The sequence below is a fragment of the Haloplanus natans DSM 17983 genome (assembly GCF_000427685.1).
In the GTDB taxonomy this organism is placed as follows: domain Archaea; phylum Halobacteriota; class Halobacteria; order Halobacteriales; family Haloferacaceae; genus Haloplanus; species Haloplanus natans.
Genome location: NZ_KE386573.1, coordinates 3,241,997 through 3,263,575 on the forward strand (window position 1 = coordinate 3,241,997; position 21,579 = coordinate 3,263,575).

A 21,579-nucleotide genomic window follows, 5' to 3' on the forward strand; every position below is an offset into this window, starting at 1 on the left:
TCGCTCATAAACCCTCGACTCCCCCGCTATCGGCGGAGGTGCGCGACCGTCTCGCGGGCCAGCGCCTCGAACGTCGCCTCCGTGGGCACGACGTCGACGTCGATGCCGAGCGACTCGGCCGTTGCCCGCGTCGGTTCGCCGATGACGCCGACGACGGCGTCGTTCAGGCCCGCAATCGCCTCGTCGCGAACCCCCCGCGCCGCCGCGGCGTCGAGGAAGTGTTCGACCGTCAGCGAGGAGGTGAAACAGGTGGCGTCGAGGGTACCGGCGGCGGCGAGGTCGGCCGACTCGCCCGAGCCCTCGGGGCGCACGAGGCGATAGAGGACCGTCTCGTGCACGTCCGCGCCCGCGTCGCGCAGGCCGTCGAGGAGGACGGGACTGCCGTGGTCGCTCCGGGCCACCTCGACGCTCGTGTCGTCGGCCGCTGGCCGCTCCCCCGAAGAGCGTGGCTCCTCGCCGACCCGCTCCGCGAGCAGTTCGACCAGGCCGGTCGAGGAGAACTCGTCGGGCACCAGGTCGACGGTGTAGCCCGCCGCCTGCAGGGCGTCGGCCGTCTTCGGACCGATGGCGACGACCGTCGCGTCGCCGGGGGTCCAGCCCGCGTCCGCGACGAGTTCCGCTCCCGTCTTGCTCGTGAAGACGACGTACGCGGCGGCCTCGGGCGTCGCGCCCGTTGGCTCGACGGCGAGCATGGGGTCGGCCACCGCCTCGACGCCGAGGCCGTCGAGGAGCGTCCGGGCCGTCTCGATGCGCTCGTCGGCGGGGCGGAAGACGGCGACGCGGGGACGACCGCGCTCGCTCACTCCTCGGCCTCCTCGCGTGCGCGGTCGATCAACTCGGCCGCCCCCGCCTCACGGAGGTCGGCCGCGAGGTCGACCGCCGCTTCGACGTGGGCCGTGATCGGGAGGTCGGCGGTGCGTTCGACCGCCTCCGTCCCGTCGAGTGCGAGCACCTGCACCGTCACGTGGACGTACTGGCCCTGCACGACAGCGTGGACGCCGATGGGGGCGATACAGCCGCCGCCGAGTTCGGCGAGGACCGTCCGCTCGACGGTCGTCTCGACGCGCGTCACCGGGTCGTCGACGAGGTCACGGATCGTCTCCGCCGCCTCCGCGTCGCCACGGGCCGTCACCGCGATGGCGCCCTGTCCCGGCGCGGGGACGAACGACTCCGTCGGGAGCCGCGTCGTCGCCGCGGTGTCCAGCAGGTCGCTCCGGGCCAGTCCCGCCTCCGCCAAGACGATGGCGTTGTACTCCGTCTCGACCGCCCGCTCCATCGCCCGCCGCTCCAGTTCGGAGCGGTCGTCGAACCACGCCGCGACCGATTGGTCGAAGTTGTCGGGATGTTCGCCCTCGTCCTCGTCTTCGGCGTCCATCCGCCGCTGGTGTTCCCGCTGCAGGCTCGGCGCCAGCAGCTTCTCCAGCCGAGTGTCGACGTTGCCACGGAGGGGTTCGACCTGCAGGTCGGGGCGGTGGCGGCGCAACTGCGCGCCGCGACGGAGCGAGGACGTACCGACGACGGCGCCCTCGGGCAGGTCGTCTAGGTCCGCGCCGTCCGGCGTCACGAGTACGTCGTTCGCGGGCGCGCGCTCCGGCACGCCGGCGACCACCAGTTCGGGCGGCGACTCGGTCGGCATGTCCTTCATCGAGTGGACCGCGGCGTCCACGTCGTCGTCGAGAACCTGCTCGTCGAGTGCGCGGACGAACGCGCCCGTCTTCCCCAGGCGGTGGATGAGTTCGTCCCGAATCTCGTCGCCGCGGGTCGACACCTCGACCGTCTCGACGTCGAGGCGTCGGGCGGAGAGGCGGTCGCGGACGCTCGCCGTCTGCCGCAAGGCGAGGTCGGACCCGCGCGTCGCTAGCCGTATCGTCCCGCGCGTGCTCATACCGGGGGGTCGCCCCCGAGACTAAAAAACTCGCCTCTTCGCGCGTCGCGGCTACAGCGCGTTCTGGTAGGCGTCCAGCGTCCGCTCGACGTCCGCTTCGGTGTGGGCGTAGCTGACGAACTGCGCCTCGTACTGGTTGGCCGTGAGGAAGACCCCGCGCGCTTTCATCTCCTGCCAGAACACGCGCTCCCAGCGGTTGGTCTCGGCGGCGGCCACGTCCGCGCCGGTCTTGGGGCAGGTCTCGAAGTTGGGGCAGCCCTCGCGCTGGCGACAGCCCGCCTCGCAGCGGTCCGGCCCGCCCCGCCCCTCGCGGGTGAAAATCGTCTTGAAGATGCTGCCGGTGCCGACGACGGTGTACTCCGGCGCCCGCTCCTCGAGGATGTCCGTGATCCCCGCGCGCAACTGCTCGCCGAGGGCGTTCACGTGGTCGTATACGTCGTTTTCGGCGGCGTAGCGCAGGGTTTCGAGGCCGGCGGCCATCGTCACCGGGTGGCCCGAGAAGGTGCCGGACTGGAACACGTCGCCGCCGGGGGTGAGATGTTCGACGATCTCGGCCCGGCCGCCGACGGCGCCGACGGGGAAGCCCCCGCCGACGATTTTCCCGAGCGTCGTCAGATCGGGCGTGACGCCGAACTCGCTCTGGGCGCAGCCGAGGCCGCCGACGCGGAAGCCGGTGATCACCTCGTCGAAGACGAGGAGGGAGCCGTACTCGTCACAGAGTTCCCGAAGCGTTTCGTGGAAGCCGTCGACGGGCATCACCACACCCATGTTGCCGAGGATCGGTTCGGTGAGGACCGCCGCGATCTCGTGGCCGTGTTCTTCGAACACGTCGGTGATGGTCTCGGGGTCGTTGAACGGCACCGGGATGGTGTGGTCGGCGAAGGAGTCGGGAATGCCGGGCGACGAGGGGTGGGCGCCCTCCGGCCCGCCCTCGACGAGCGTCGACTCCTGGGCGCCGTGGTAGCCGCCCTGCATGACGACGATTTTGTCACGCCCGGTGTACGCGCGGGCGAGGCGGACCGCCGAGACGGTCGCTTCCGTCCCCGAGTTGACGAAGCGAAGCATCTCGACCGAGGGGACGTGACGCGCGACGAACTCCGCGAGATCCACCTCGACTTCGGTCGGTGCGCCGTACATGGGGCCGGCGCTGACGTGTGACTGGACCGCCGCCTGGACGGGATCGGGGAGGTCGTGGCCGTACAGCAGGGGGCCGTAGCCCATCACGTAGTCGAGATAGCGGTTGCCGTCGGCGTCGATCACGTGCGCGCCGTCGCCGCGTTCGACGAAGAATGGGTACGGCATCGACGCCCGGACCGAGGAGTTGACGCCGCCGGGCAACACCGACAGCGCCCGGTCGTACAGGTCCCGCGATTCGTCGTGGCTCATGCCTACCGCTGTGCGCCGCTACGAAAAGAATGTGGGGTTTCGAAAAAGGAATCGCCGGACCGTTGGTGCTCGGTCGCTACCGCACTCCGGTTCGGGGCGGAACGTAGGGCCGTTCGTATCAGACCGCGTCGGGACCCGTCTTCCCGGTGCGAACCTGCACCGCTTCGTCGACGGGCATGATGAATATCTTGCCGTCGCCGGGTTCGCCCGTGTTCGCGCCCTCGCGGATCGCCTCCGCCACGTCCATGGCGGGCACGTCCGCGACGACACACTCGATTTTCACCTTCTGGTGGAGGTCGACGGTGTACTCCTCGCCGCGCCACTGCCCTTTCTTCGCGGGCTGTGAGCCGCGGCCGGAGACGTTCGTCACCGTGATCGAGGGGGCACCGACTTCCGCGATGGCCTGTTTCACGTCGCCCAGTTTCTCCGGGCGGAGCATCGCGACGACCATCTTGATGTCGCGGTCGTCGCCACCGTCGGTGCGGATGATGTCGTTGCCGCCGTCGGCCATCACGTCGGCACCGGGGTCGCCGAACTCGGGGTAGGTGTTGACGCCGTGTTCGGCCACGTCGAGACCCTCACGCTCGTGTTCGGGCGAGACGCGGGCCTGACCGATCAGCTTGAGTACGCCGAAGACGATCGCCGTCGCGACGATGGTCCAGCCGGCGATGACCGCGACGCCGACGATCTGGCCGACGAAGCTGACCGAGTAGCCGGGGATGGCGAAGATGGGAAAGAGCACGGCGCCGAGGACGCCCGCGGAGCCGTGAACCGGGAACACCGCACAGACGTCGTCGATCTTGAGCCGTTTCTCGATGAATTCGAAGACGACGGGGAGCTGCGCGCCGGCGAGGATGCCGATCACGAGGGCACCCACCCAGGTGATGGCGTTGGTGTTGCTCGTGATGCCGACGAGGCCGGCGAGCATCCCGTTCGCGACGTACAGCGTGTCGACTTTCCCCGTCTTGGCGAGGGCGGCCGTCGCGGCGCCGATGGCGCCCGCGGCCATGCCGAGGGTCGTCGTCAGGGCGACGCGGCCGACCGTGTCGGCGAAGGCACCGAGGGCGACGCTACCCTCCTCGACGACGAACACGGACGCGGCCGTGCCGACGTTGAAGCCGTACCAGCCGAAACAGAGGATGAGCGTCCCCAGCACCGCGAAGGTGAGCGAGTGCCCGGGGATGATGTTCACCGAGCCGTCCTCGTTGTAGCGATCCATCCGCGGACCGAGCACCCACGCGGCCGTGAGGCCGGCAATGCCGCCCATCCCGTGGACGATCATGCCGCCCGCGAAGTCCTGGAAGCCGGGACCGATCGTCGTCAGGAAGCCGCCGGCCCAGGTGAGGCCGGTGACGACCGGGTAGATGACCGCGGACAGGAGGATGGTGTACGTGACGTACGCGCGGAGTTTCGCGCGGCCGGCGACGGCCCCGCTGACGATGGTCGCCGCAGTCATGGCGAACACCGCACCGAAGAGCCAGCCGATCCAGGCGTCGGAGCCGCCGGCGATGTAGCCGAACGGGTTTGCGCCGCCGCCGACGATGCTCGAAACGCCCGCACCCACCAGGAAGTAGACGATGACGCCGACGCTCCAGGTCAGCATGTTCTTGGTCAACTGGTTCGCCACGTTCTTCGAGCGTACCTGCCCCGCCTCCAGCATGGCGAAGCCGGCGTGCATGAAGAAGATCAGGAACGTGACCGTCAGCACCCAGACGTTGTTGACCCCCGACGCGAGGGCGGCTGGATCGATCTGGAGCGGCGTCAGCATCCGCCCACCTCCACCGTGTGTAGTTCGCGTTCGTTACTTGGACAGACGTTCGTGTTTTGTATCGCTTCCTGCATGTTCGTTCTCTGTGTCGCGATAGAACGTACTGTTACGGCATAGTATAAGGGTTGGCGTTTACAAATGTCTCAATAACGACTCTGTCGTGGATGTTCGTCCGATTTAATAGCGGATAAGGATTGTATAAGGTCGTAAAACAGCCAGCATCTCGCCTTATTTTGCCGAGAAAGTGCTCGAATGTAGTGTCAGGGAAAAACCACTAAACGCCGGGTCTCGCGCCGGGCGGTCAGCAGTCGGGCGCGATGTCCTCGGCGAAGTACGTCACGATCATGTCGGCGCCCGCCCGCTTGAGCGAGAGCAGGGACTCCCGCGCCACCGCGTCGAGGTCGAGCCACCCCTTCTCCGCCGCGGCGTGGAGCATCGCGTACTCCCCGCTGACGTTGTAGGCCGCGACGGGTCGGTCGAACTCACGGCGGACGGTGTTCACCACGTCGAGGTAGGGGAGGCCGGGTTTCACCATCAGCACGTCCGCGCCCTGTTCCACGTCGAGGCGGACTTCCCGGAGCGCCTCGCGGCCGTTCGCAGGGTCCATCTGGTAGTGGCGCCGGTCGCCAAAGGCCGGCGCGCCGTCGGCGGCGTCACGGAAGGGACCGTAAAACGCGCTCTCGTATTTCGCGGCGTAGGACATGATCGCCACGTCCTCGAAGCCGGCGTCGTCGAGGGCGGTCCGGATGGCCCCCACCATCCCGTCGGTCATGCTGGAGGGGGCGACCATATCGGCGCCCGCCTCGGCCTGGGAGACGGCGGTCCGCGCGAGGAGGTCGAGGGTCGCGTCGTTGTCGACGGTCATGGTCGGCTCCTCCCGTGCCCCCGGCTCCAGCAGTCCACAGTGCCCGTGATCGGTGTACTCACAGAGACAGACGTCGGTGATGACCGTCGCGTCCGTCTCGGCGGCGATGGCGCGGGTCGCCCGCTGGACGACGCCGTCTTCCGCCCACGCGCGTGATCCCTCGGCGTCTTTGGACTCGGGGATGCCAAAGAGGATGATGGCTTCGACGCCCGTCTCTAGGACCTCCTCGACGCGTGCCACCGCCTCGTCGACGGGGACTCGTTCGTGGCCGGGCATGGATTCGATAGGCACCCGTTCGTCGGTCGTCGCGTCGACGAAGACGGGGGCGATCAGATCGTTCGCTCGGAGGTCGATCTCGCTGACGAGTGAACGGACGCCGTCACGGCGGAGCCGGCGTGGTCGGTCGGTCGAGTGCATACCGCACGTCTCGCCCGGGACGCCCAAAACCCCGTCGTTCGGCGGGACGACGTGCCGTCGATGCGCCGGGACACCGACCCGTATCGTCGGTTCTCGCCGGACCGTCCCGGTGGGAATCCGTGGACAGTCACGATGATCCCCATCAGTAACCGCTATGATGCCCCACGGCCCAGACCCACCCGTGCTACCCCCGCTCCAGGTTTCGCAGTTGCCCACGGCGCTCCGGGACCTGCTGGCCGCGGACTACGGCCTGCTCGTCCTGTTCGGCGTCTTCGTTCTCGAAGGGGCGATGTTGCTGTATGTCGTCCCGAGCGAACTCGTCGTGCCGGGTGCGCTCGTCCTCCTCGGCGGCTCGGTCGAAACCGCCGTGCTCGTCGTCGCCGTCGCCGTCGGGGGCGCGACGGTCGGCCAGTACGCGCTGTTCACGCTGGCGAAACGCGCCGGCCGCGAGCGACTCCTTCGGTCGCGGTGGTTCCGCGTCAGCGACGACGCCCTCGAACGTTTCGAGGGCTGGTTCGACCGCTGGGGGCCGGTCGTCGTCCCCGTGAGCAACACGCTCCTGTTCACGCGCGGGATGGTGACCGTGCCCGCCGGCCTCGCGGGGATGGACGACCGGCGGTTCGTGCTCCTGTCGGCACTCGGTACGCTCTCCTTCGAGTCGATCCTCGCGGCACTGTATCTCTGGTTCGGAACCGTACTGTAGGGAAGGCGGCGACCGGGGGGACTACTCGGTGCGATCGATGTCGATTTTCTCGCGCAGGGCGGCGAGATCGTCGGACTCCGCGAGCTCCTCTAAGCGCTCGCGGAAGTGGCTCTCGCAGAGGCCGACGCGAATACCCTCCTTCTCCGCGGCGTAGGCGGCCTCGCGATCGCAGTAGTGGCAGTGCATACCCTCTCTTGGTGCTCCCACGAGTTTAACCCTGCGCATCCGGCAGACGTGACGCGATCGGCGCGTACGCCGTCGCGGTGAGTCCGGCGACGCCGAGCCGTCGATCGTGGGCGTCGCTCCCTCCCGTCACCAGCAGGTCGTGGGCCGCGATCACGTCGTCGAGTCGCGCCCCGTCTACCGGGCGACCGTAGGGGTAGTACCGCTCGATAGCGTCGAGATCCGCCGCGAGTTCAAGGGCCCCGTCGGAGTCCGCGTACCGAAACGGGTGCGCGAGCGAGACGACCGCACACGCGTCCGAGAGGAGATCGAGTCCTCGATCGACGCTCGGCACGTCACGCGAGACATAACAGGGGCCGTCGTCGCCGATGAATCGCTCGAACGCGCCCGCGTAGTCGCAGTCGGCCGGGCTCGCGTCGACGGCACGGGCGACGTGGGGCCGTCCCACGCCGGGTTCGAACGCCACCTCCAGGGAGACGTCGACGTGGTCCTCGATCCGGTCGGCCATGCGCCGGGCGCGCTCGATCCGATCGGTCTGGAGGCGATCAAGTTCGCCCCGGAGCGCCGCCGTCTCCTCGACGCCGTAGCCGAGCAGGTCGACCCGCCCCGCCGCCGTCTCGACCTGCAGTTCGATCCCCCGGATCACCGTCACGCCGTCGAGCGTCGTCACGGGCGCGTCGAGGTCCGGATGCAGGCGGTCGTGGTCGGTGACGGCGACCACGTCCACCCCGTCACGCCGCGCCGCGGTGGGGAGTTCGGGGACCGTCAGCCGACCGTCGGATGCCGTCGTGTGTACGTGGAGGTCGGCGATGACATCCATACACTTCCCTCGCTACCCCTGCCGATATGCCTTGCGACCCCTGTCTCGTGTGAACAATTCTCAATTAAGGACAATTAAGGACTTGGATCGGACTAAGGTCGTAAATGGAAAACCATTATAGTTATCGACCGTGTTGGACCTGTTGATGAAGTTCAACGGCACTGGCGAAATGATCGACGCCCTGGAATTCCCGATCACCACCGACGAAATCATCGCCGACCACGGCGAACACGAGCTCGAGCTCCAGCGCGGAACCGAGCGCGTCGGTGAAGTGCTCGAACGCCTCGGCACCGAGGAGTTCGAGTCCCCCGAGGACGTCCGCCTCTCCGTCCGCTCCGCCGTCGGTCACAAGGCCATCGGTCGACGCTTCTACAGCGACCGCGACCCGACGGCCCTCGGCGAGAGCGGCCCGACGCCGCTGTCGCTCTAGTCGTCCCCGCAAGCGTCTCCCGCTTCGACCGCTACGACAGCACCGACTCCAGTTCTAGCGGGACCGATCCTTTCGTGTAGCCAGCCACGCGGCCGTCCGGCCGGGTGCGGTAGACGACTGCCGGTCGGTGGCCGACTTCCGGTTCTGCGTCTCTGACGGCGAACCAGTCGTCGTCCGGAAACGACGAGCAGTCGACGAACAACACGACGCCGCCCGCGTGATCGGAGAGTTGGCCGTCCGTCTTCGTCTTCGCCGTGTCGCGCACGGCGGCGACGGGTGTTCCCGCCGAGCGGCGGTTCGGCGGGAGCGGCCGCGTCACCTCCACGAGCGGGTGTTGCCCGTCCGGCGCCCGTGCCTGGAAGTCGATGGAGTGGCCCGTCGTCACCTCGATTTCGGGCACCACGTCGTAGCCGGCGTCGACGAGGAGTTTCGCGGCGTGGAACTCGCCCATCGTCGCCGCCATCCGCGTCAGGTCCAGCCGTTCGGACGTGCCCAGTTTCCCGGCCATCGTCTCCCGATAGTCGTCGAGGATACCCGTCGCCAGGAACGATTCGTAGAATTCGAGCACGTCGTCGCGGTCGGCGTCCGGGAAGCCCCCCGCGTGGTCCGCGAAGAACTCGCGGGTCGTCCACCGGCCGTCCTTCGAGAGGAAGACAGGGAGGAAAAACCACGACAGGTGGGGGTACGGTTCGAGCCACGGCGACTGCTCGTGGAGTTCGGCGCGGAGTTCGCGCTCGGCCCACTCCGCCACCGGCGTCGGCACCTCGGTGAACCCGTACTTCTCGGTGCGCCAGAGGCTCGACGGCGTCTCGGTGTTGCCCAGCCAGTAGCCCTCGCCGTCGCTCCAACAAAACAGCGCCGTGTCGCCGTTGTCGACATCGAAGCGGCGGGCGTCGTACCCGTCGGGCGGTTTGAACCACGGACGGTTCCACGTCGCGCCGAGGTTGGCGTCGAGCGGGTCGAACACCTCGGCGCGGACGCGGCCCTCCGTCCATCGGCCAGGGGCGTGTCGAAACCGGAGCGGTCGTGCCACGATGGCCGTAGATGCTCACACCGTTTATATTGTTCGTCGCCCGTCAGTACCGCCGGCCGAGCATCGGGACACCGCCCGTGTCGGTGCCGCGACCGACACGCCTTTCATGATGGTTCCGGAACCTGTCGCATCGATGAACGACCAGCGGGACGCCATCGTCGAGGGATCGATTCCGCGCACGCTCGTTGCCCTCGCGCTCCCGCTGGTCGCCCAGAACGTCGTCCGCGTCGCCCAGCAGGTGATCGACACCTTCTGGCTCGGCCGCCTCGGCGAGACGGCCGTCGCCGCCGTTGGCCTCACTGTCCCCGTCCTCGGCGTCTGCTTCGCCCTCCTGGTCACCCCGTTCGTCGGCACGCAGATTCTGGTCTCCCAGCGCGTCGGCGCCGACGCGGACGACGGCGCGCGCCGCCTGGTCGTCCACGGTTTCGTCCTCGCGCTCGTCGTCGGCGCCCTCGTCGGCGCCGGCGTCTTCCTCGGTGCCGACACCGTCGTCCGCCTCGTCGGTGCCGGTCCCGAGGTGGCGCCACTCGCCGCCGTCTACCTCGCCGTCGTCGGACTCGGCCTCCCCCTCGCGGGCGCGAGCGACGCCCTCGAAGCCGGTTTCGTCGGCCGCGGCGACTCGCGGGCCTCCCTCTGGATCAACGTCGCTACCGTCGCCGTCAACGTCGTCCTCGACCCGTTTCTCATCTTCGGCTGGTGGCTCTTTCCCCGGTTGGGCGTTCGGGGCGCGGCACTCGCGACGGTCGCCGGCTACGCCGCCGGCCTCTCGCTCGCGCTCGCACTCGCGCTCGGCCCCCGGATGTCCCTCGCGCGCCGCCACCTCGCGCTCACCACGGCCGACTTCCGTGACCTGCTCTCGGTCGGGGCGCCCATCACCGGCCGCCAGGTCGCCAGTCAGAGCGTTCGCGTCCTCCTCGTCGGCGTCGTCGCCCTCGCTGGCGGCGCCGCCGGCCTCGCCGCCTACACCGTCGGTGCCCGCGTCGCCAGCGTGGCCGTCCTCCCCTCGCGCGGCCTCGGCCAGGCGGCACAGAGCATGGTCGGCCAGAACGTCGGCGCCGACCGCCCGGACCGCGCCCGGCGGACCACCCGCGTCGGCGTCGTCGTCGCCGCCGGCGCTCTCGCCTGCCTCGGCGTCGTCCAGTGGCTGGTTCCCGGCTCCATCGCCCGGATTTTCGTTCCGAACCTCTCCGGTGACGGCCTCGCGCTCACCGTCCAGTATCTCACCATCCTCGCCTACGGCTACCCCGCCATCGGCGCCGTCGACGCCCTGCTCGCGGGGTTCAACGGCGCCAGCCGCACCCGGACGAGCTTCGTCGCCGACCTGCTGAAATACTGGGCGGTGCGCCTGCCCGTCGCCGCCCTCGCCCTCCCCGCCACCGCGTCGGTTTCACTGCTCGGCGTGACCGTCGCCCCCGGCCTCGACCTCGGGATGCCCGCCGTCTTCTGGGCGGTCACGGGATCGAACGTCGTCGCCGCGGGTGGGGTGGGAGCGTACTACGTCCGCGCGGTCCGGGGCGGGCTGTTCGCGGACGTGGGCGCGTCCGAGAAGGGAGACGACGCCGTCGACGCCGACCCCGAACCCACCGACTGATAGTGTTTATTGTAAGTCAGTGCCGGTGGGTAGCCGAGACGGTCCAGCGATCCACCGGTAACCCGTTATAATAAACACTATGATACTGAGTATCGTCCGTCAGTACCGGCCGTCGCCTCGGCATCGATGTCGAGTCGCCGAGGGCGAGGACCCGGTTCCGACGGTCCGGCCGACTTTCCCTCGCCCCCGACGGAAACGCCTTTGACGCCCCGGTCCCCCGTCTCATCTATGCTTCCGTACGGCGTCCACGTTGCTCGTCCCCGACCGGAGGTGCCGACCACGTGAAAGTCGCCGACGCCGTCCCCGAGTTCGCCGACGCCTTCGACTTCGAATCGTTCAACCGCATGCAACAGGAGGCGTTGCCCGTCCTCGTCGAGACGGACCACAACGTCGTCGCATCGGCGCCGACGGCGAGCGGCAAGACCGCACTCGCGGAACTCGCCATCTGCCGGACGCTCCGCGACGGCGGCACCGCGCTCTTTATCGCCCCCATGCGCGCGCTCACCAACGAGAAAGAGAGCGAGTGGGAGCGCTTCGAGGAGATGGGCTACTCCGTCTACGTCGTCACGGGCGAACGCGACCTGAACCCGCGGCGCGCCCGCCACGCCGACGTGCTCGTCATGACGCCCGAGAAGGTGGACTCGGCCACCCGAAAACACGACTCCCGGCGCTACGACTTCGTGACCGACGTGGACTGTGTCGTCGTCGATGAGGTCCACCTCCTCGACTCCGAGCGCCGCGGCGGTGTCCTCGAAGTCACCGTCTCCCGCCTCCGCCGGCTCTGTGACCCCCGCTTCGTCGCGCTCTCCGCGACTATGCCGAACGTCGAAGACGTGGCGGGGTGGCTCGACGCCCCGCCCGAGGCCACCTTCGTCTTCGGCGACGATTACCGCCCCGTCGACCTCCAGACCGGGGTCAAGACCTACTCCCACGGCGAGAACACCTTCGCCGACAAGTACCGCCGGCTCTACCGCGCCCTCGACCTGGCCGAACCCCACGTCCGCGAGGACGGCCAGGCCCTCGTCTTCGTCGCTTCGCGACAGGACGCCGTGAGCGCTGCCGCCAAGACCCGCGACGAACTCGCCGAACGCGACGTACCCATCGGCGCCCGCGGCGACTACGACTTCCACAACGAGGCGAGCGAACTGAGCGACGACCGCCTCCACAAGGCCGTCCTCGACGGCGTCGCCTTCCACCACGCCGGCCTCTCGAAGGACGACCGCGACCGGATCGAGGCGTGGTTCAAGGAGGGAAAGATCGACATCCTGTTTTCCACCTCGACGCTCGCGTGGGGGGTCAACCTCCCCGCCCGCTGTGTCATCGTCCGCGACACCAAGTACCACGATCCGCTCGAAGGCGAGGTGGACATCAGCCCTCTCGACCTCCTGCAGATGCTCGGCCGCGCCGGCCGGCCCGGCTACGACGACGTGGGCTACGGCTGGGTGGTCTGTGACCGCGCCGACGCCGACCGATACCGCCGTCTCCTGCGGGAAGGGACCGAAATCGAGTCCCACCTCGCGGCCGACCTCGACGCCCATCTCAACGCCGAACTCGCGATGGGCACCATCGGCGACTTGGACGACGTGATGGACTGGTTGGAGACGACGTACTACTACGTCCGCGCCGCCTCCGAACCCGACGCCTACGACTTCGACGGCCTCCGTGACCGGGTGCGCGAGACGCTGGAATCGCTCGTCGACCGCGGATTCGTCGAGATGGGGTCGGATCTCGCCATCGACTCGACGCCGCTTGGCCGCCTCGCCTCGAAGTACTACCTCCGGCTCTCCACGGCGGAAGCCTTCCACGCCCTGGCCGACCGGGATCGGATCGACACCGACGCCGTCCTCGAAACGGTCGCCGCCGCGGCCGAGTTCGACTCCGTCTCCGCCCGGCAGTCCGAAGCCGACGCCGTCGACGCCGTTCTGGGGAGCGAGGCGCCGAAGGTGCCTCGTGGAGACGGCGAAGCCGTCGACCGCGACCACCTCGACGACGGCACGCGCAAAGTGCTCGCCATCCTCCGAGCGAGTACGAGCGACTCCGTCCCCGCCGACCTGCGGAGCGACGCGTGGATCATCCGCCGGAATGCGCTCCGCCTCCTCGCGGCGCTCCGGGAGTTCCTCGCCCGCTTCGCCGGCGCGCGCGCCGCCAACCTCGCCCGCCGTCTCGAAGCCCGGATCGAACACGGCGTCAGCCGCGACGCCGTCTCGCTCACCGCCGTCGACGGCGTCGGCGCCGGCCGTGCGCGCACCCTCGCCACCGGCGGGCTCTCCCGACCCGCCGATATCGTCGCCGCGGGGACCGACGAACTCGAACGCGCCGGCCTCGCCGCGGGCGTCGCCGAACGCGTCGTCGAATCGGCCGCGGACCTCCCCGCCGTCTCGGTCGACTGGGGCGACGTGCCCGACGCCGTCGCCGCCGGCGACAGCCGAATGTGCGAGGTTCGGGTGCGAAACGAGGGCGGCGGCGCCCGCGTCGGCGTCCGCGTCACCGTCAACGGCGTCGAGATGCACGAGAAAGAGACGTATCTCTCGGACGTGACGACGGCTCCCGTCGGGGTCTTCGGCGCCGATGCGGACCAACTGGAGTTCACGGTGGAAGTGACCTTCCCCGACCTGCCAATCCGGCCACTCGTGGCCGAGCAAACGGTTGCCGTCGAGTGAGCGCTCTCATAGTGTTTATTGTAACGGGTTACCGGTGGATCGCTAGACCGTCTTGGCTACCCACCGGCACTGACTTACAATAAACACTATCACGCGCCGGCCAGCAACTCGTCGAACAGCGCTCGCAACGTCTCGGAGTCGTCGGCCCGCCGGTCGGCCAACTCGACGGCTTCGGGGTCGCCGCCGTAAGCGACGGTGAGAATCCCCGCCCGCGTCGCCGCCCGGACGCCGTTTGGCGAGTCCTCGACGGCGGCGCAGTTCGCGGGGTCGGCGCCCACCCGTCCCGCGGCGGCGGCGTACACGTCCGGCGCCGGCTTGCCCGGGCCGTCGACATCCTCCGTGCTCACGACTACGTCCACGTCGAGGTCGAACCGCTCGACGACCCGTTCGATCCACCGTCGCGGGCTAGAGGAGACGATGGCGACCGACACGCCGTCCTCGCGCAGGGCGGCGAGGAGGCCCCGGAACCCCGGCATCAGGTCGGCGGTGTCGTAGAGGTCGGCGGCCGCCGACTCGTAGAGGTCGAGAAACGCCGCCCGATCCAGCGCCATCTCGTAGCGCTCGGCGAGGTGATCGTAGGTCTCGCGGTAGTTGACGCCGCGGATGTCGGCCTGCGAGGGGTCACCGTCGGCCACCGCTTCGGGGAGGATCACGTCGCGCTCACGGGCGCGCCAGAACGTCTCGGTGTCGACGATCACCCCGTCCATGTCGAAACAGACCGCGTCCATACCGGCCGACTGCGCCCCATCGGTGAAAGGGCTTCGTCCGAGGGTTTTCACCCGGAGACGGGGCCAGCCCGGGGCATGGCAGACGCCATCCGCACGTTCGCCGGCGACTGCACCGTCGAAACCGACGACCGAACCCACCGCGGTCGGGTGCTCGTCCTCGTCAAACCCGATCGGACCGTCCTCGTCCACGATGCCGACGGCTACCAGCCGGTCGCGTGGCTCACCCGCGCCGACAGCGTGGCCGTCGAAACCGACGACGGCTTCGGCCTCACGGCCCACCTCGACGACCGACGGCTCCGGGTGACCGGCGACCGGATCCGCCGCTCCGTCTATCCGGTCACCGAGGCGGGCGTCCCCGTCGGCACGAGTCCGGAGACGGGTGGGCCGCTGATTCGCACCGGCGGCGCGGTGGTCGACCTCGATTCCGGGGCACGCTACCCGCTGGTCGCGGGGGCGACCGTCCTCGACGCCCGCTGTCCGGACTGTGGCCTCCCGACCATGCGCGTCGACCGCGGTGCCACCTTCGAGGTGTGTATCGACCGTGCCTGTAGCCCCCTCGACGACGCGGTGCGGGCGCGGTTCGACCGCGAGTGGCCCTGTCCGGATTGCGGGTCGGATCTGCGGATCATCCGCCGGAGCGGACGACTGCTCGCCGGCTGTGACGCCTACCCCGACTGCGAGACGGCGTTTACACTCCCCGCGGGCGTCGTCGTCGACGACTGTGAGTGTGGCCTTCCCGTCTTCGAGACGGCGACCGGGCGGCGGTGTCTGGACGGCACCTGTGACCGGCGGTGATGCCGCACCGCAGACCCTTTACACACGCCCCGCCCCCACACGAGTATGCAAGGGACGTTCGCGGACGGCGCCGTTCGCGTCGGCGGCGACGCCCGCCAGCGCTTCTACGACGCCCGCGGCTACGGCCGGCCGCTCGACGGCAACCGTATCGAACTCGCGCCCGTCGAGGCCACCCACCTTCTCTTCCGTGGCGACCTCGACGCCGTGGTCGGTCCCGACGGCGAGCGGATGGACTTCCGGGCCTTCCTCGTCGCCAGCGACGCCGCCCTCGCGTTCGTCGTCTACAAGGACCTCCGCGACCGGGGCTTCTACCTCTCGCCCGCCCGCGACGGGTGGGTCGACGACACCACGGGCGCGGACTTCGTGGTCTACCCCCGCGGCAAGGGGCCGGCGGACGACGAGGTGGCCTACCGGGTCCGCGTCGCTGGCGAACGCGAGGAGATCGCCGCCGCCGCGCTCGGGGACGTGGTCCTCGCCGTCGTCGACGAGGAGGGCGAACTCACCTACTTCGAGACGGGGCGACCGGGCGCGGCGGGCGACGCCGCCGACGGTTCGCGCTACGACCCGCCGTCGGGGCTCGACGCCGCCCTCCTCGCCGACCGAGCGGTCGTCTGGGAGCCGCCTACCGGTCTCCACGACCGGGGGTTCTACGGCCAGCGACTCCACGGCCGCAACGCCGAGTCCGGCCCGCTCCAACTCTCGCTCGTCGAGGCGGCGTATCTCGCCCGCCGGGGCGCCCTCGACCTGGCCGAACCCCGCGTGGTCGAACGCGGCCGGCAGGTGGAGGGCGAGCGTTTCGACCGCCGGCTCCGCGCCTACGCGGCGCTTCGGGCCGCCGGCAGCGTCCCCAAGAGCGGGTTCAAATTCGGCGCCGACTTCCGTACCTACGACTCCTTCACCGCCGTCGACGAGATGGACCACTCGACCCGCCTGATCCGTGTCGTCGCGCCCGATCACACCTTCCTGCCGCGGGACCTCTCGCTCGACGTGCGGCTGGCGGGTGGGGTCCGGAAACGAATGGTTTTTGCGCTGACCGACGTGAACGAGGGGATAGACTGGCTCTCGGTCGCCCGACTCACGCCCTAACATGACACGAGACACTCCCGAGGACGACGCCGATACCGACGACCCGAGCGAGACGACAGTCGCCGACGGCGGGAGCGACGCCGACACCGCCGCCGGCGCCGACGACGTCGCCCTCGACCCCTGGGGCTCCTCGACCGTCTCGGACTACCGCAAGCTGTTCGACGAGTTCGGCATCGAGGCGTTCGACGAGGTGCTCGACGAGGTGCCGAACCCGCACTATCTGATGCGTCGGGGCGTCATCTTCGGCCACCGCGACTACCGCCCCGTCGCGCGGGCGCTCCGCAACGGCGAGGACGCCGCCGTCCTCTCGGGGTTCATGCCCACCGGCGACCCCCACATCGGCCACAAACTCGTCTTCGACGAGATAATCTGGCACCAGAGGCAGGGCGCCGACGCCTACGGCCTCATCGCCGACCTGGAGGCCCACAGCGCCCGCGGCCTCTCGTGGGACGAAATCGACGAGCACGCCCGCGACTACCTGCTATCCCTGCTCGCGCTGGGTTTCGACCCCGAAGAGGGCGAACTGTACCGGCAGTCCACCAACCGCGAGGTGCAGGACCTCGCGTTCGAACTCGGCTCGAACGCCCGGTTCGCGGAGTTCGAGGGCATCTACGGCTTCGACGGCGAAACCTCCGTCTCCCACATGCAGTCCGTCGTCACGCAGATGGCGGACATCCTCTACCCCCAACTCGATGAGCCGAAGCCGACGGTCATCCCCGTCGGCCCGGACCAGGACCCCCATATGCGACTCGCGCGCGACGTGGCCGCGCGGATGCGTTACTTCAAGGTGACCGAGGCGTACGCGAGTTTCGAGGCCGACGCCGCGGAGCGCGACCACCTCGCGGCCGCCTACGCCGCGCTGGACGACGGCGCGGAGCGACGCTCCGCGGGCAGTCGGCCGCAGGCCGACGACGACCCGGACACCGTCCGCTGTGAGGACGCGGCCGACTGGCTGGACGCGGAGATGGCGCCCGACGCCGCCCGCGACGCCGCGATGGAGAAACTCCGGGCCGCGGGGAAGGAGCCGCTTCGCCCCCGCGTTCGCTTTCTCGACCGCAACGCGACCGACGAGGCGTTCGAAGCGCTCATCGAGGCGGTGCCGGGGGAGAAACGCCGGTACGACGAACATATCGACGCCTTCGAGATGGACCACGAGGCCGCGGAGGAACTGGCCCGCGAAGTCGAAGTCGACAACGGCGGCTACGGCTTCCTTCCCCCATCCTCCATCTACCACCGGTTCATGACCGGCCTGACCGGCGGGAAGATGTCCTCCTCCGTTCCGGCGAGCCACATCTCCCTGCTCGACGACCCCGAGGACGGCTACGACAAGGTGAAGTCGGCGACGACGGGCGGGCGCGAGACGGCCGCAAAACAGCGGGAACTCGGCGGCGAGGCCGACGACTGTCCCGTCTACGAACTGTACGCCTACCTGCTCTCGGGCGACGACGACGAGTTCGCAACCGAAGTGTACGAGGAGTGCGTCGGCGGCGAGCGACTCTGTGGCGGCTGCAAGGAGCAGGCGGCCGAACTCATGCGCGAGTTCCTCGCCGACCACCAGGAGAAACGTGCGGAGATGGAAGCGGTGCTCGACGGTCTGGACATCGACCTCGACTCGGACCGCCGTGGTATCCCCGGCGACGGGCACTAGGCCGTGCCAGTGGTCGAGACGCCGTTCAGAACGCTTTTCATTCGCGGCGTGCAGTGTCCTCACATGGCGACCGAACCCACCACCACCGACTCGCTCGCCCGCGAAGCGCCCGCACTCGGGTTCGGCTTCTTTTTCAGCCCGTAGGTCGGCGGACCCCGCCCGCGGCGGGCGGACGAAACCGACCGTTCGGTCGGTCGCCGGCGGCGGTGGCTTCGGAACTGCTAACTGGCCAGCTTGGGTGGACGTGAACAAGAACGACACAGAGTATGCGACTCCCGGACTCACAGGTCGCGGTGTTGGAAGCCGCGAGCGCGACGGACGAACGGACGATCGAACAGTTGAGCGAGGCGACGGGTCTGAAACCGGAGACGGTGACCGGTGCCGCGTTCGACCTCGAGGACGCGGGACTGGTCTCGGTGTCGGCCACCGAGTCGGTCTCCTATACGATCACCGAGGAGGGCGAAGCCTACGCCGAGGCCGGCCTGCCCGAAGTGCGCCTCTACCGCGCCGCCGTCGATGCCGGCGCCGTCGACGACCCCGTCTCGATGGGTGCGGTCATCGGCGCGGCCGACCTCGACGGCCCCGAAGTCGACATCGCCCTCGCCAACTACGCCCGGAAGGGGTACGGCGAGGTCGAGTCGGGGCGGATCACGGCCGATCCGGACGCCGACCCCGAGTCGGACGCGGAGGCAACGGCGCTCGCGGCACTCGTTGCGGATGCGGGAGCCGACGACGAGGACGCACTCGCCGAACTCGACCGCCGCGGCCTCGTCGAGCGGAGCGAGCGCGCCGTTCGCTCTGTTTCCCTCACCGACGACGGCGTCACCGCGCTGATGGAGGGCGTCGAGGCCGCCGAGACGGTCGACCGGCTCACACCCGAACTGCTCGCCTCCGGCGAGTGGGCGGACGTGGAGTTCACGGCGTACAACGTCGAAGCGGACGCACCCGAGACACGCGGCGGCAAGGTCCACATCCTGCGACAGACCGCCGAGCGCGTGAAGGATACCCTCGTCGGCATGGGCTTTCGTGAGATGGACGGTCCCCACGCCGACTCGGAGTTCTGGATCAACGACTGCCTGTTCATGCCCCAGGACCACCCGGCGCGCACCCACTGGGACCAGTTCGGCCTCGACGTGCCGCCGATGGGCGACATCCCGGCGGACCTGCTCGAACGCGTCCGCTCGGCCCATCTGGAGGGCGTCGGCCCCGACGGCGACGGCTACCACTCCCCGTGGACCGAGGCGGTGGCCCGCGAAATCGACCTCCGGGGCCACACCACCTCGCTCTCGATGCGCTATCTCTCCGGTAACGAAATCGGCGAACTCGACCCGCCCGAGCGCTTCTTCAGCGTCGAGAAAGTGTACCGCAACGACACGCTCGACCCGACGCACCTGCTGGAGTTCTTCCAGATCGAAGGGTGGGTGATGGCCGAGGATCTCTCGGTGCGTGACCTGATGGGCACCTTCGAGGAGTTCTACGAGCAGTTCGGCATCACCGACCTGCAGTTCAAGCCACATTACAACCCCTACACCGAGCCGAGCTTCGAGCTGTTCGGCACCCACCCCGAGACGGGCGAGTTGATCGAAATCGGCAACAGCGGTATGTTCCGCGAGGAAGTCCTCCGTCCCCTCGGCGTCGACTGTGACGTGATGGCGTGGGGCCTGGCGCTCGAACGACTCCTGATGCTCATGTACGGCTTCGACGACATCCGCGACGTGCACGGGACGCTGTGTGATCTGGATCTCCTCCGCGAGACGGAGGTGCTTCACTGATGCCCGTCGTCGACGTCGACGCCGACGAACTCCGGCGGCTGACGGGCCACGAGGAGAAGACCGAGGAGGAACTGATCGACGACCTGTTCACGCTCGGCCTCGAATACGAGGGCGAGACCGAGGACGGCGAACTCCAGTTGGAGTTCGGCCCCGACCGCCTCGATCGGCTCTCGGTCGAGGGCATCGCCCGTTCGCTTCGCTACCAGTACGGCGACGACCGCGGCGTCTACGTCCCGAACACGAACGATCCCGACTGGACCATCGAAGTCGAGGCGTCGGTGCCCGACGAGCGACCGTACGTCACCGGCGCGGTGATCCGCGGGGTCGACCTGGACGAGGCGGCGCTCGACTCCCTGATCCAACTGCAGGAGAAACTCCACGCGACGATGGGTCGCAAGCGCGCCAAAGGTGCCATCGGCATCCACGACCTCACGATGCTGAAAGGCGAGGTGCTGAGCGAGGACGGGCGGGACGGCCACACCATCACCTACCGCGGCGTCGACCCCGAGGGCGACCGGTTCGTCCCCCTCGACGCCGACCGAGAGATGACGCCGGCGCAGGTGCTCACCGACCATCCGACCGGCGAGACGTACGCGCCGATCGTCGCCGAGTACGAGCGGTATCCGGCCATCTACGACGAAATCGGGCTGTTCTCGTTCCCGCCGGTGATCAACGGCCGGCGGACCGAGGTGTCGACCGACTCCCGCGACCTGTTCGTCGAGTTGACCGGGACGGATCAGTGGACCATCGACCGGATGTGTACCGTCATCTGTTACGCCCTCGACGCGCGAGGTGCGACGATAGAGGAAGTCGAGGTGTCTTACCCCGACGGCACGCTCCCCCGCCCCGACTTCGAGGTGGAGACGAAGACCGTCGCCCACGAGCGCATCGAAGGGATGCTCGGGATCGATCTGGACGTCGCGGAGACGGTCGACCTGTTCGAGCGGTCGGGACTGGACGCCGAGGCGTCGCAGACGCCTCCGGGAGACGGCGGAGCCGTCGATACCGGCGCGGACGATGGGACGGCCTACGAGGTGTCGATCCCGCCGTACCGCACCGACGTGCTCCATCCGCTCGACCTGATCGACGACGTGGGGCGAGCCTACGGGTTCAACGAACTCGATCCCCGCTATCCGGACGTGGCGACTGTCGGTGGCCGGCACGACCGCTCGACGCTCGAAGCCGCGGTGCGCACGTCGCTCGTCGGCCTCGGGTTCGAGGACCTGCTCAACTTCCACATGATCTCCGAGACGGAGAACTACGACCGGATGGGCGTCGACCCCGGAACCGACGTGGTCGGCGGCGACGATCCGGTGGCGATCACCGAACCCTACAGCGAGGACTACACGATGCTCCGGACGTGGGCGTTGCCCTCGCTCCTGATGGTCTTGGAGAACAACACCCACCGGGCGTATCCGCAAGACCTCGCCGAAATCGGGCTGGCGGCGGGGGCGGACGGGAGCGAGAACACGGGCGTCGCGGAACACCGAACCGTCGCCGCGGTCCTCGCGCGCCACGACGCCACCTACGAGGACGCCAAATCGCGGCTCGCGTCGCTGTGTGGCGACTTCGATGTCGACCTCGAAACGCCCGCGACCGAGCATCCGACGTTCATCGACGGCCGCGCGGCGACCGTCGTGATCGACGGCGACGCCGTCGGCGTCATCGGCGAGGTGCATCCCCGGGTGCTGGTCGAACACGACCTCGAACTGCCGGTGGCGGCGTTCGAGTTCCGGCTGGACGCGTTGGCGTAGTGTCGCCGAACGAACGTGAGGCGGGCGCACGCGCGACCATCGGGAGTGCGTCGCG

At 69.1% G+C, this 21,579-nt stretch carries 19 protein-coding genes; 10 read left to right on the plus strand and 9 right to left on the minus strand.

Annotated elements, in window-relative coordinates; genetic code table 11:
• Positions 1-26: 26 nt before the first annotated feature.
• The 5 genes from HALNA_RS18735 to hemB all read right to left on the minus strand — a co-directional run bounded on the left by HALNA_RS18735 (position 27) and on the right by hemB (position 6,321).
• Positions 27-803: a uroporphyrinogen-III synthase gene (locus tag HALNA_RS18735; protein WP_049937899.1), complete on the minus strand. Its 777-nt coding sequence runs from the start codon at positions 801-803 to the stop codon at positions 27-29.
• A complete protein-coding gene (gene hemC / locus HALNA_RS18740; protein ID WP_049937900.1) occupies positions 800-1,885 on the minus strand; it encodes a hydroxymethylbilane synthase in 1,086 nt (361 codons plus the stop codon). Before hemC ends, HALNA_RS18735 begins: the two co-directional genes overlap by 4 nt.
• A gap of 51 nt (positions 1,886-1,936) precedes the next feature.
• Positions 1,937-3,271, minus strand: coding sequence for a glutamate-1-semialdehyde 2,1-aminomutase (gene hemL, locus HALNA_RS18745; RefSeq protein WP_049937901.1), 1,335 nt, complete (start codon positions 3,269-3,271; stop codon positions 1,937-1,939).
• 118 nt (positions 3,272-3,389) lie between these two features.
• The gene (locus HALNA_RS18750) at positions 3,390-5,039 is read right to left on the minus strand and encodes an ammonium transporter (RefSeq protein ID WP_049937903.1); all 1,650 of its coding nucleotides are present in this window, start codon (positions 5,037-5,039) and stop codon (positions 3,390-3,392) included.
• 301 nt (positions 5,040-5,340) lie between these two features.
• Entirely contained in the window at positions 5,341-6,321 is a 981-nt protein-coding gene (gene hemB / locus HALNA_RS18755) for a porphobilinogen synthase (protein WP_049937904.1), read from the minus strand.
• A gap of 157 nt (positions 6,322-6,478) precedes the next feature.
• Here hemB and HALNA_RS18760 point away from each other — a divergent pair, with 157 nt between their 5' ends.
• Positions 6,479-7,024: a DedA family protein gene (locus HALNA_RS18760; RefSeq protein WP_049938125.1), complete on the plus strand. Its 546-nt coding sequence runs from the start codon at positions 6,479-6,481 to the stop codon at positions 7,022-7,024.
• A gap of 21 nt (positions 7,025-7,045) precedes the next feature.
• On the opposite strand, the gene HALNA_RS20755 is transcribed toward HALNA_RS18760, so the two are convergent.
• Together HALNA_RS20755 and HALNA_RS18765 are read right to left on the minus strand one after the other, a co-directional pair.
• Positions 7,046-7,210, minus strand: a complete 165-nt coding sequence (locus HALNA_RS20755; protein ID WP_169719066.1) for a DUF6757 family protein — start codon at positions 7,208-7,210, stop codon at positions 7,046-7,048.
• 25 nt (positions 7,211-7,235) lie between these two features.
• Positions 7,236-8,027, minus strand: coding sequence for a PHP domain-containing protein (locus HALNA_RS18765; RefSeq protein WP_049937905.1), 792 nt, complete (start codon positions 8,025-8,027; stop codon positions 7,236-7,238).
• 145 nt (positions 8,028-8,172) lie between these two features.
• On the opposite strand from HALNA_RS18765, the gene HALNA_RS18770 reads away from it, so the two are divergent.
• Positions 8,173-8,457 (plus strand): DUF5789 family protein, encoded by a 285-nt coding sequence (locus HALNA_RS18770; RefSeq protein ID WP_049937906.1) that lies wholly within the window; start codon positions 8,173-8,175, stop codon positions 8,455-8,457.
• A 31-nt stretch (positions 8,458-8,488) separates the two neighbouring features.
• On the opposite strand, the gene HALNA_RS18775 is transcribed toward HALNA_RS18770, so the two are convergent.
• On the minus strand, positions 8,489-9,490 hold the full coding sequence (locus HALNA_RS18775) for a DUF5784 family protein (protein WP_049937908.1): 1,002 nt from the start codon (positions 9,488-9,490) through the stop codon (positions 8,489-8,491).
• A 133-nt stretch (positions 9,491-9,623) separates the two neighbouring features.
• Between HALNA_RS18775 and HALNA_RS18780 the strand changes: the two genes are divergently transcribed.
• Both HALNA_RS18780 and HALNA_RS18785 read left to right on the plus strand, forming a co-directional pair.
• Complete coding sequence (locus tag HALNA_RS18780) at positions 9,624-11,081, plus strand: MATE family efflux transporter (protein ID WP_049937909.1); 1,458 nt, start codon at positions 9,624-9,626, stop codon at positions 11,079-11,081.
• Positions 11,082-11,362: 281 nt separating this feature from the next.
• A complete protein-coding gene (locus tag HALNA_RS18785) occupies positions 11,363-13,741 on the plus strand; it encodes a DEAD/DEAH box helicase (RefSeq protein WP_049937910.1) in 2,379 nt (792 codons plus the stop codon).
• A gap of 89 nt (positions 13,742-13,830) precedes the next feature.
• Here HALNA_RS18785 and HALNA_RS18790 read toward each other — a convergent pair whose 3' ends face one another.
• Complete coding sequence (locus tag HALNA_RS18790) at positions 13,831-14,469, minus strand: HAD family hydrolase (RefSeq protein WP_049937911.1); 639 nt, start codon at positions 14,467-14,469, stop codon at positions 13,831-13,833.
• A gap of 75 nt (positions 14,470-14,544) precedes the next feature.
• On the opposite strand from HALNA_RS18790, the gene HALNA_RS18795 reads away from it, so the two are divergent.
• From HALNA_RS18795 to pheT, 6 genes are all read left to right on the plus strand, one after another.
• On the plus strand, positions 14,545-15,264 hold the full coding sequence (locus HALNA_RS18795; protein ID WP_049937912.1) for an endonuclease NucS: 720 nt from the start codon (positions 14,545-14,547) through the stop codon (positions 15,262-15,264).
• Between the two features lie 45 nt (positions 15,265-15,309).
• The gene (endA, locus tag HALNA_RS18800) at positions 15,310-16,350 is read left to right on the plus strand and encodes a tRNA-intron lyase (RefSeq protein WP_049937913.1); all 1,041 of its coding nucleotides are present in this window, start codon (positions 15,310-15,312) and stop codon (positions 16,348-16,350) included.
• 1 nt (position 16,351) lies between these two features.
• Positions 16,352-17,998: a tryptophan--tRNA ligase gene (locus HALNA_RS18805; protein ID WP_049937915.1), complete on the plus strand. Its 1,647-nt coding sequence runs from the start codon at positions 16,352-16,354 to the stop codon at positions 17,996-17,998.
• A 3-nt stretch (positions 17,999-18,001) separates the two neighbouring features.
• Positions 18,002-18,142, plus strand: a complete 141-nt coding sequence (locus tag HALNA_RS20370) for a hypothetical protein (protein ID WP_157573624.1) — start codon at positions 18,002-18,004, stop codon at positions 18,140-18,142.
• A gap of 122 nt (positions 18,143-18,264) precedes the next feature.
• Positions 18,265-19,770, plus strand: coding sequence for a phenylalanine--tRNA ligase subunit alpha (gene pheS, locus HALNA_RS18810; protein WP_049937916.1), 1,506 nt, complete (start codon positions 18,265-18,267; stop codon positions 19,768-19,770).
• A complete protein-coding gene (pheT, locus tag HALNA_RS18815; protein ID WP_049937918.1) occupies positions 19,770-21,524 on the plus strand; it encodes a phenylalanine--tRNA ligase subunit beta in 1,755 nt (584 codons plus the stop codon). Before pheS ends, pheT begins: the two co-directional genes overlap by 1 nt.
• Positions 21,525-21,579 lie beyond the last annotated feature (55 nt).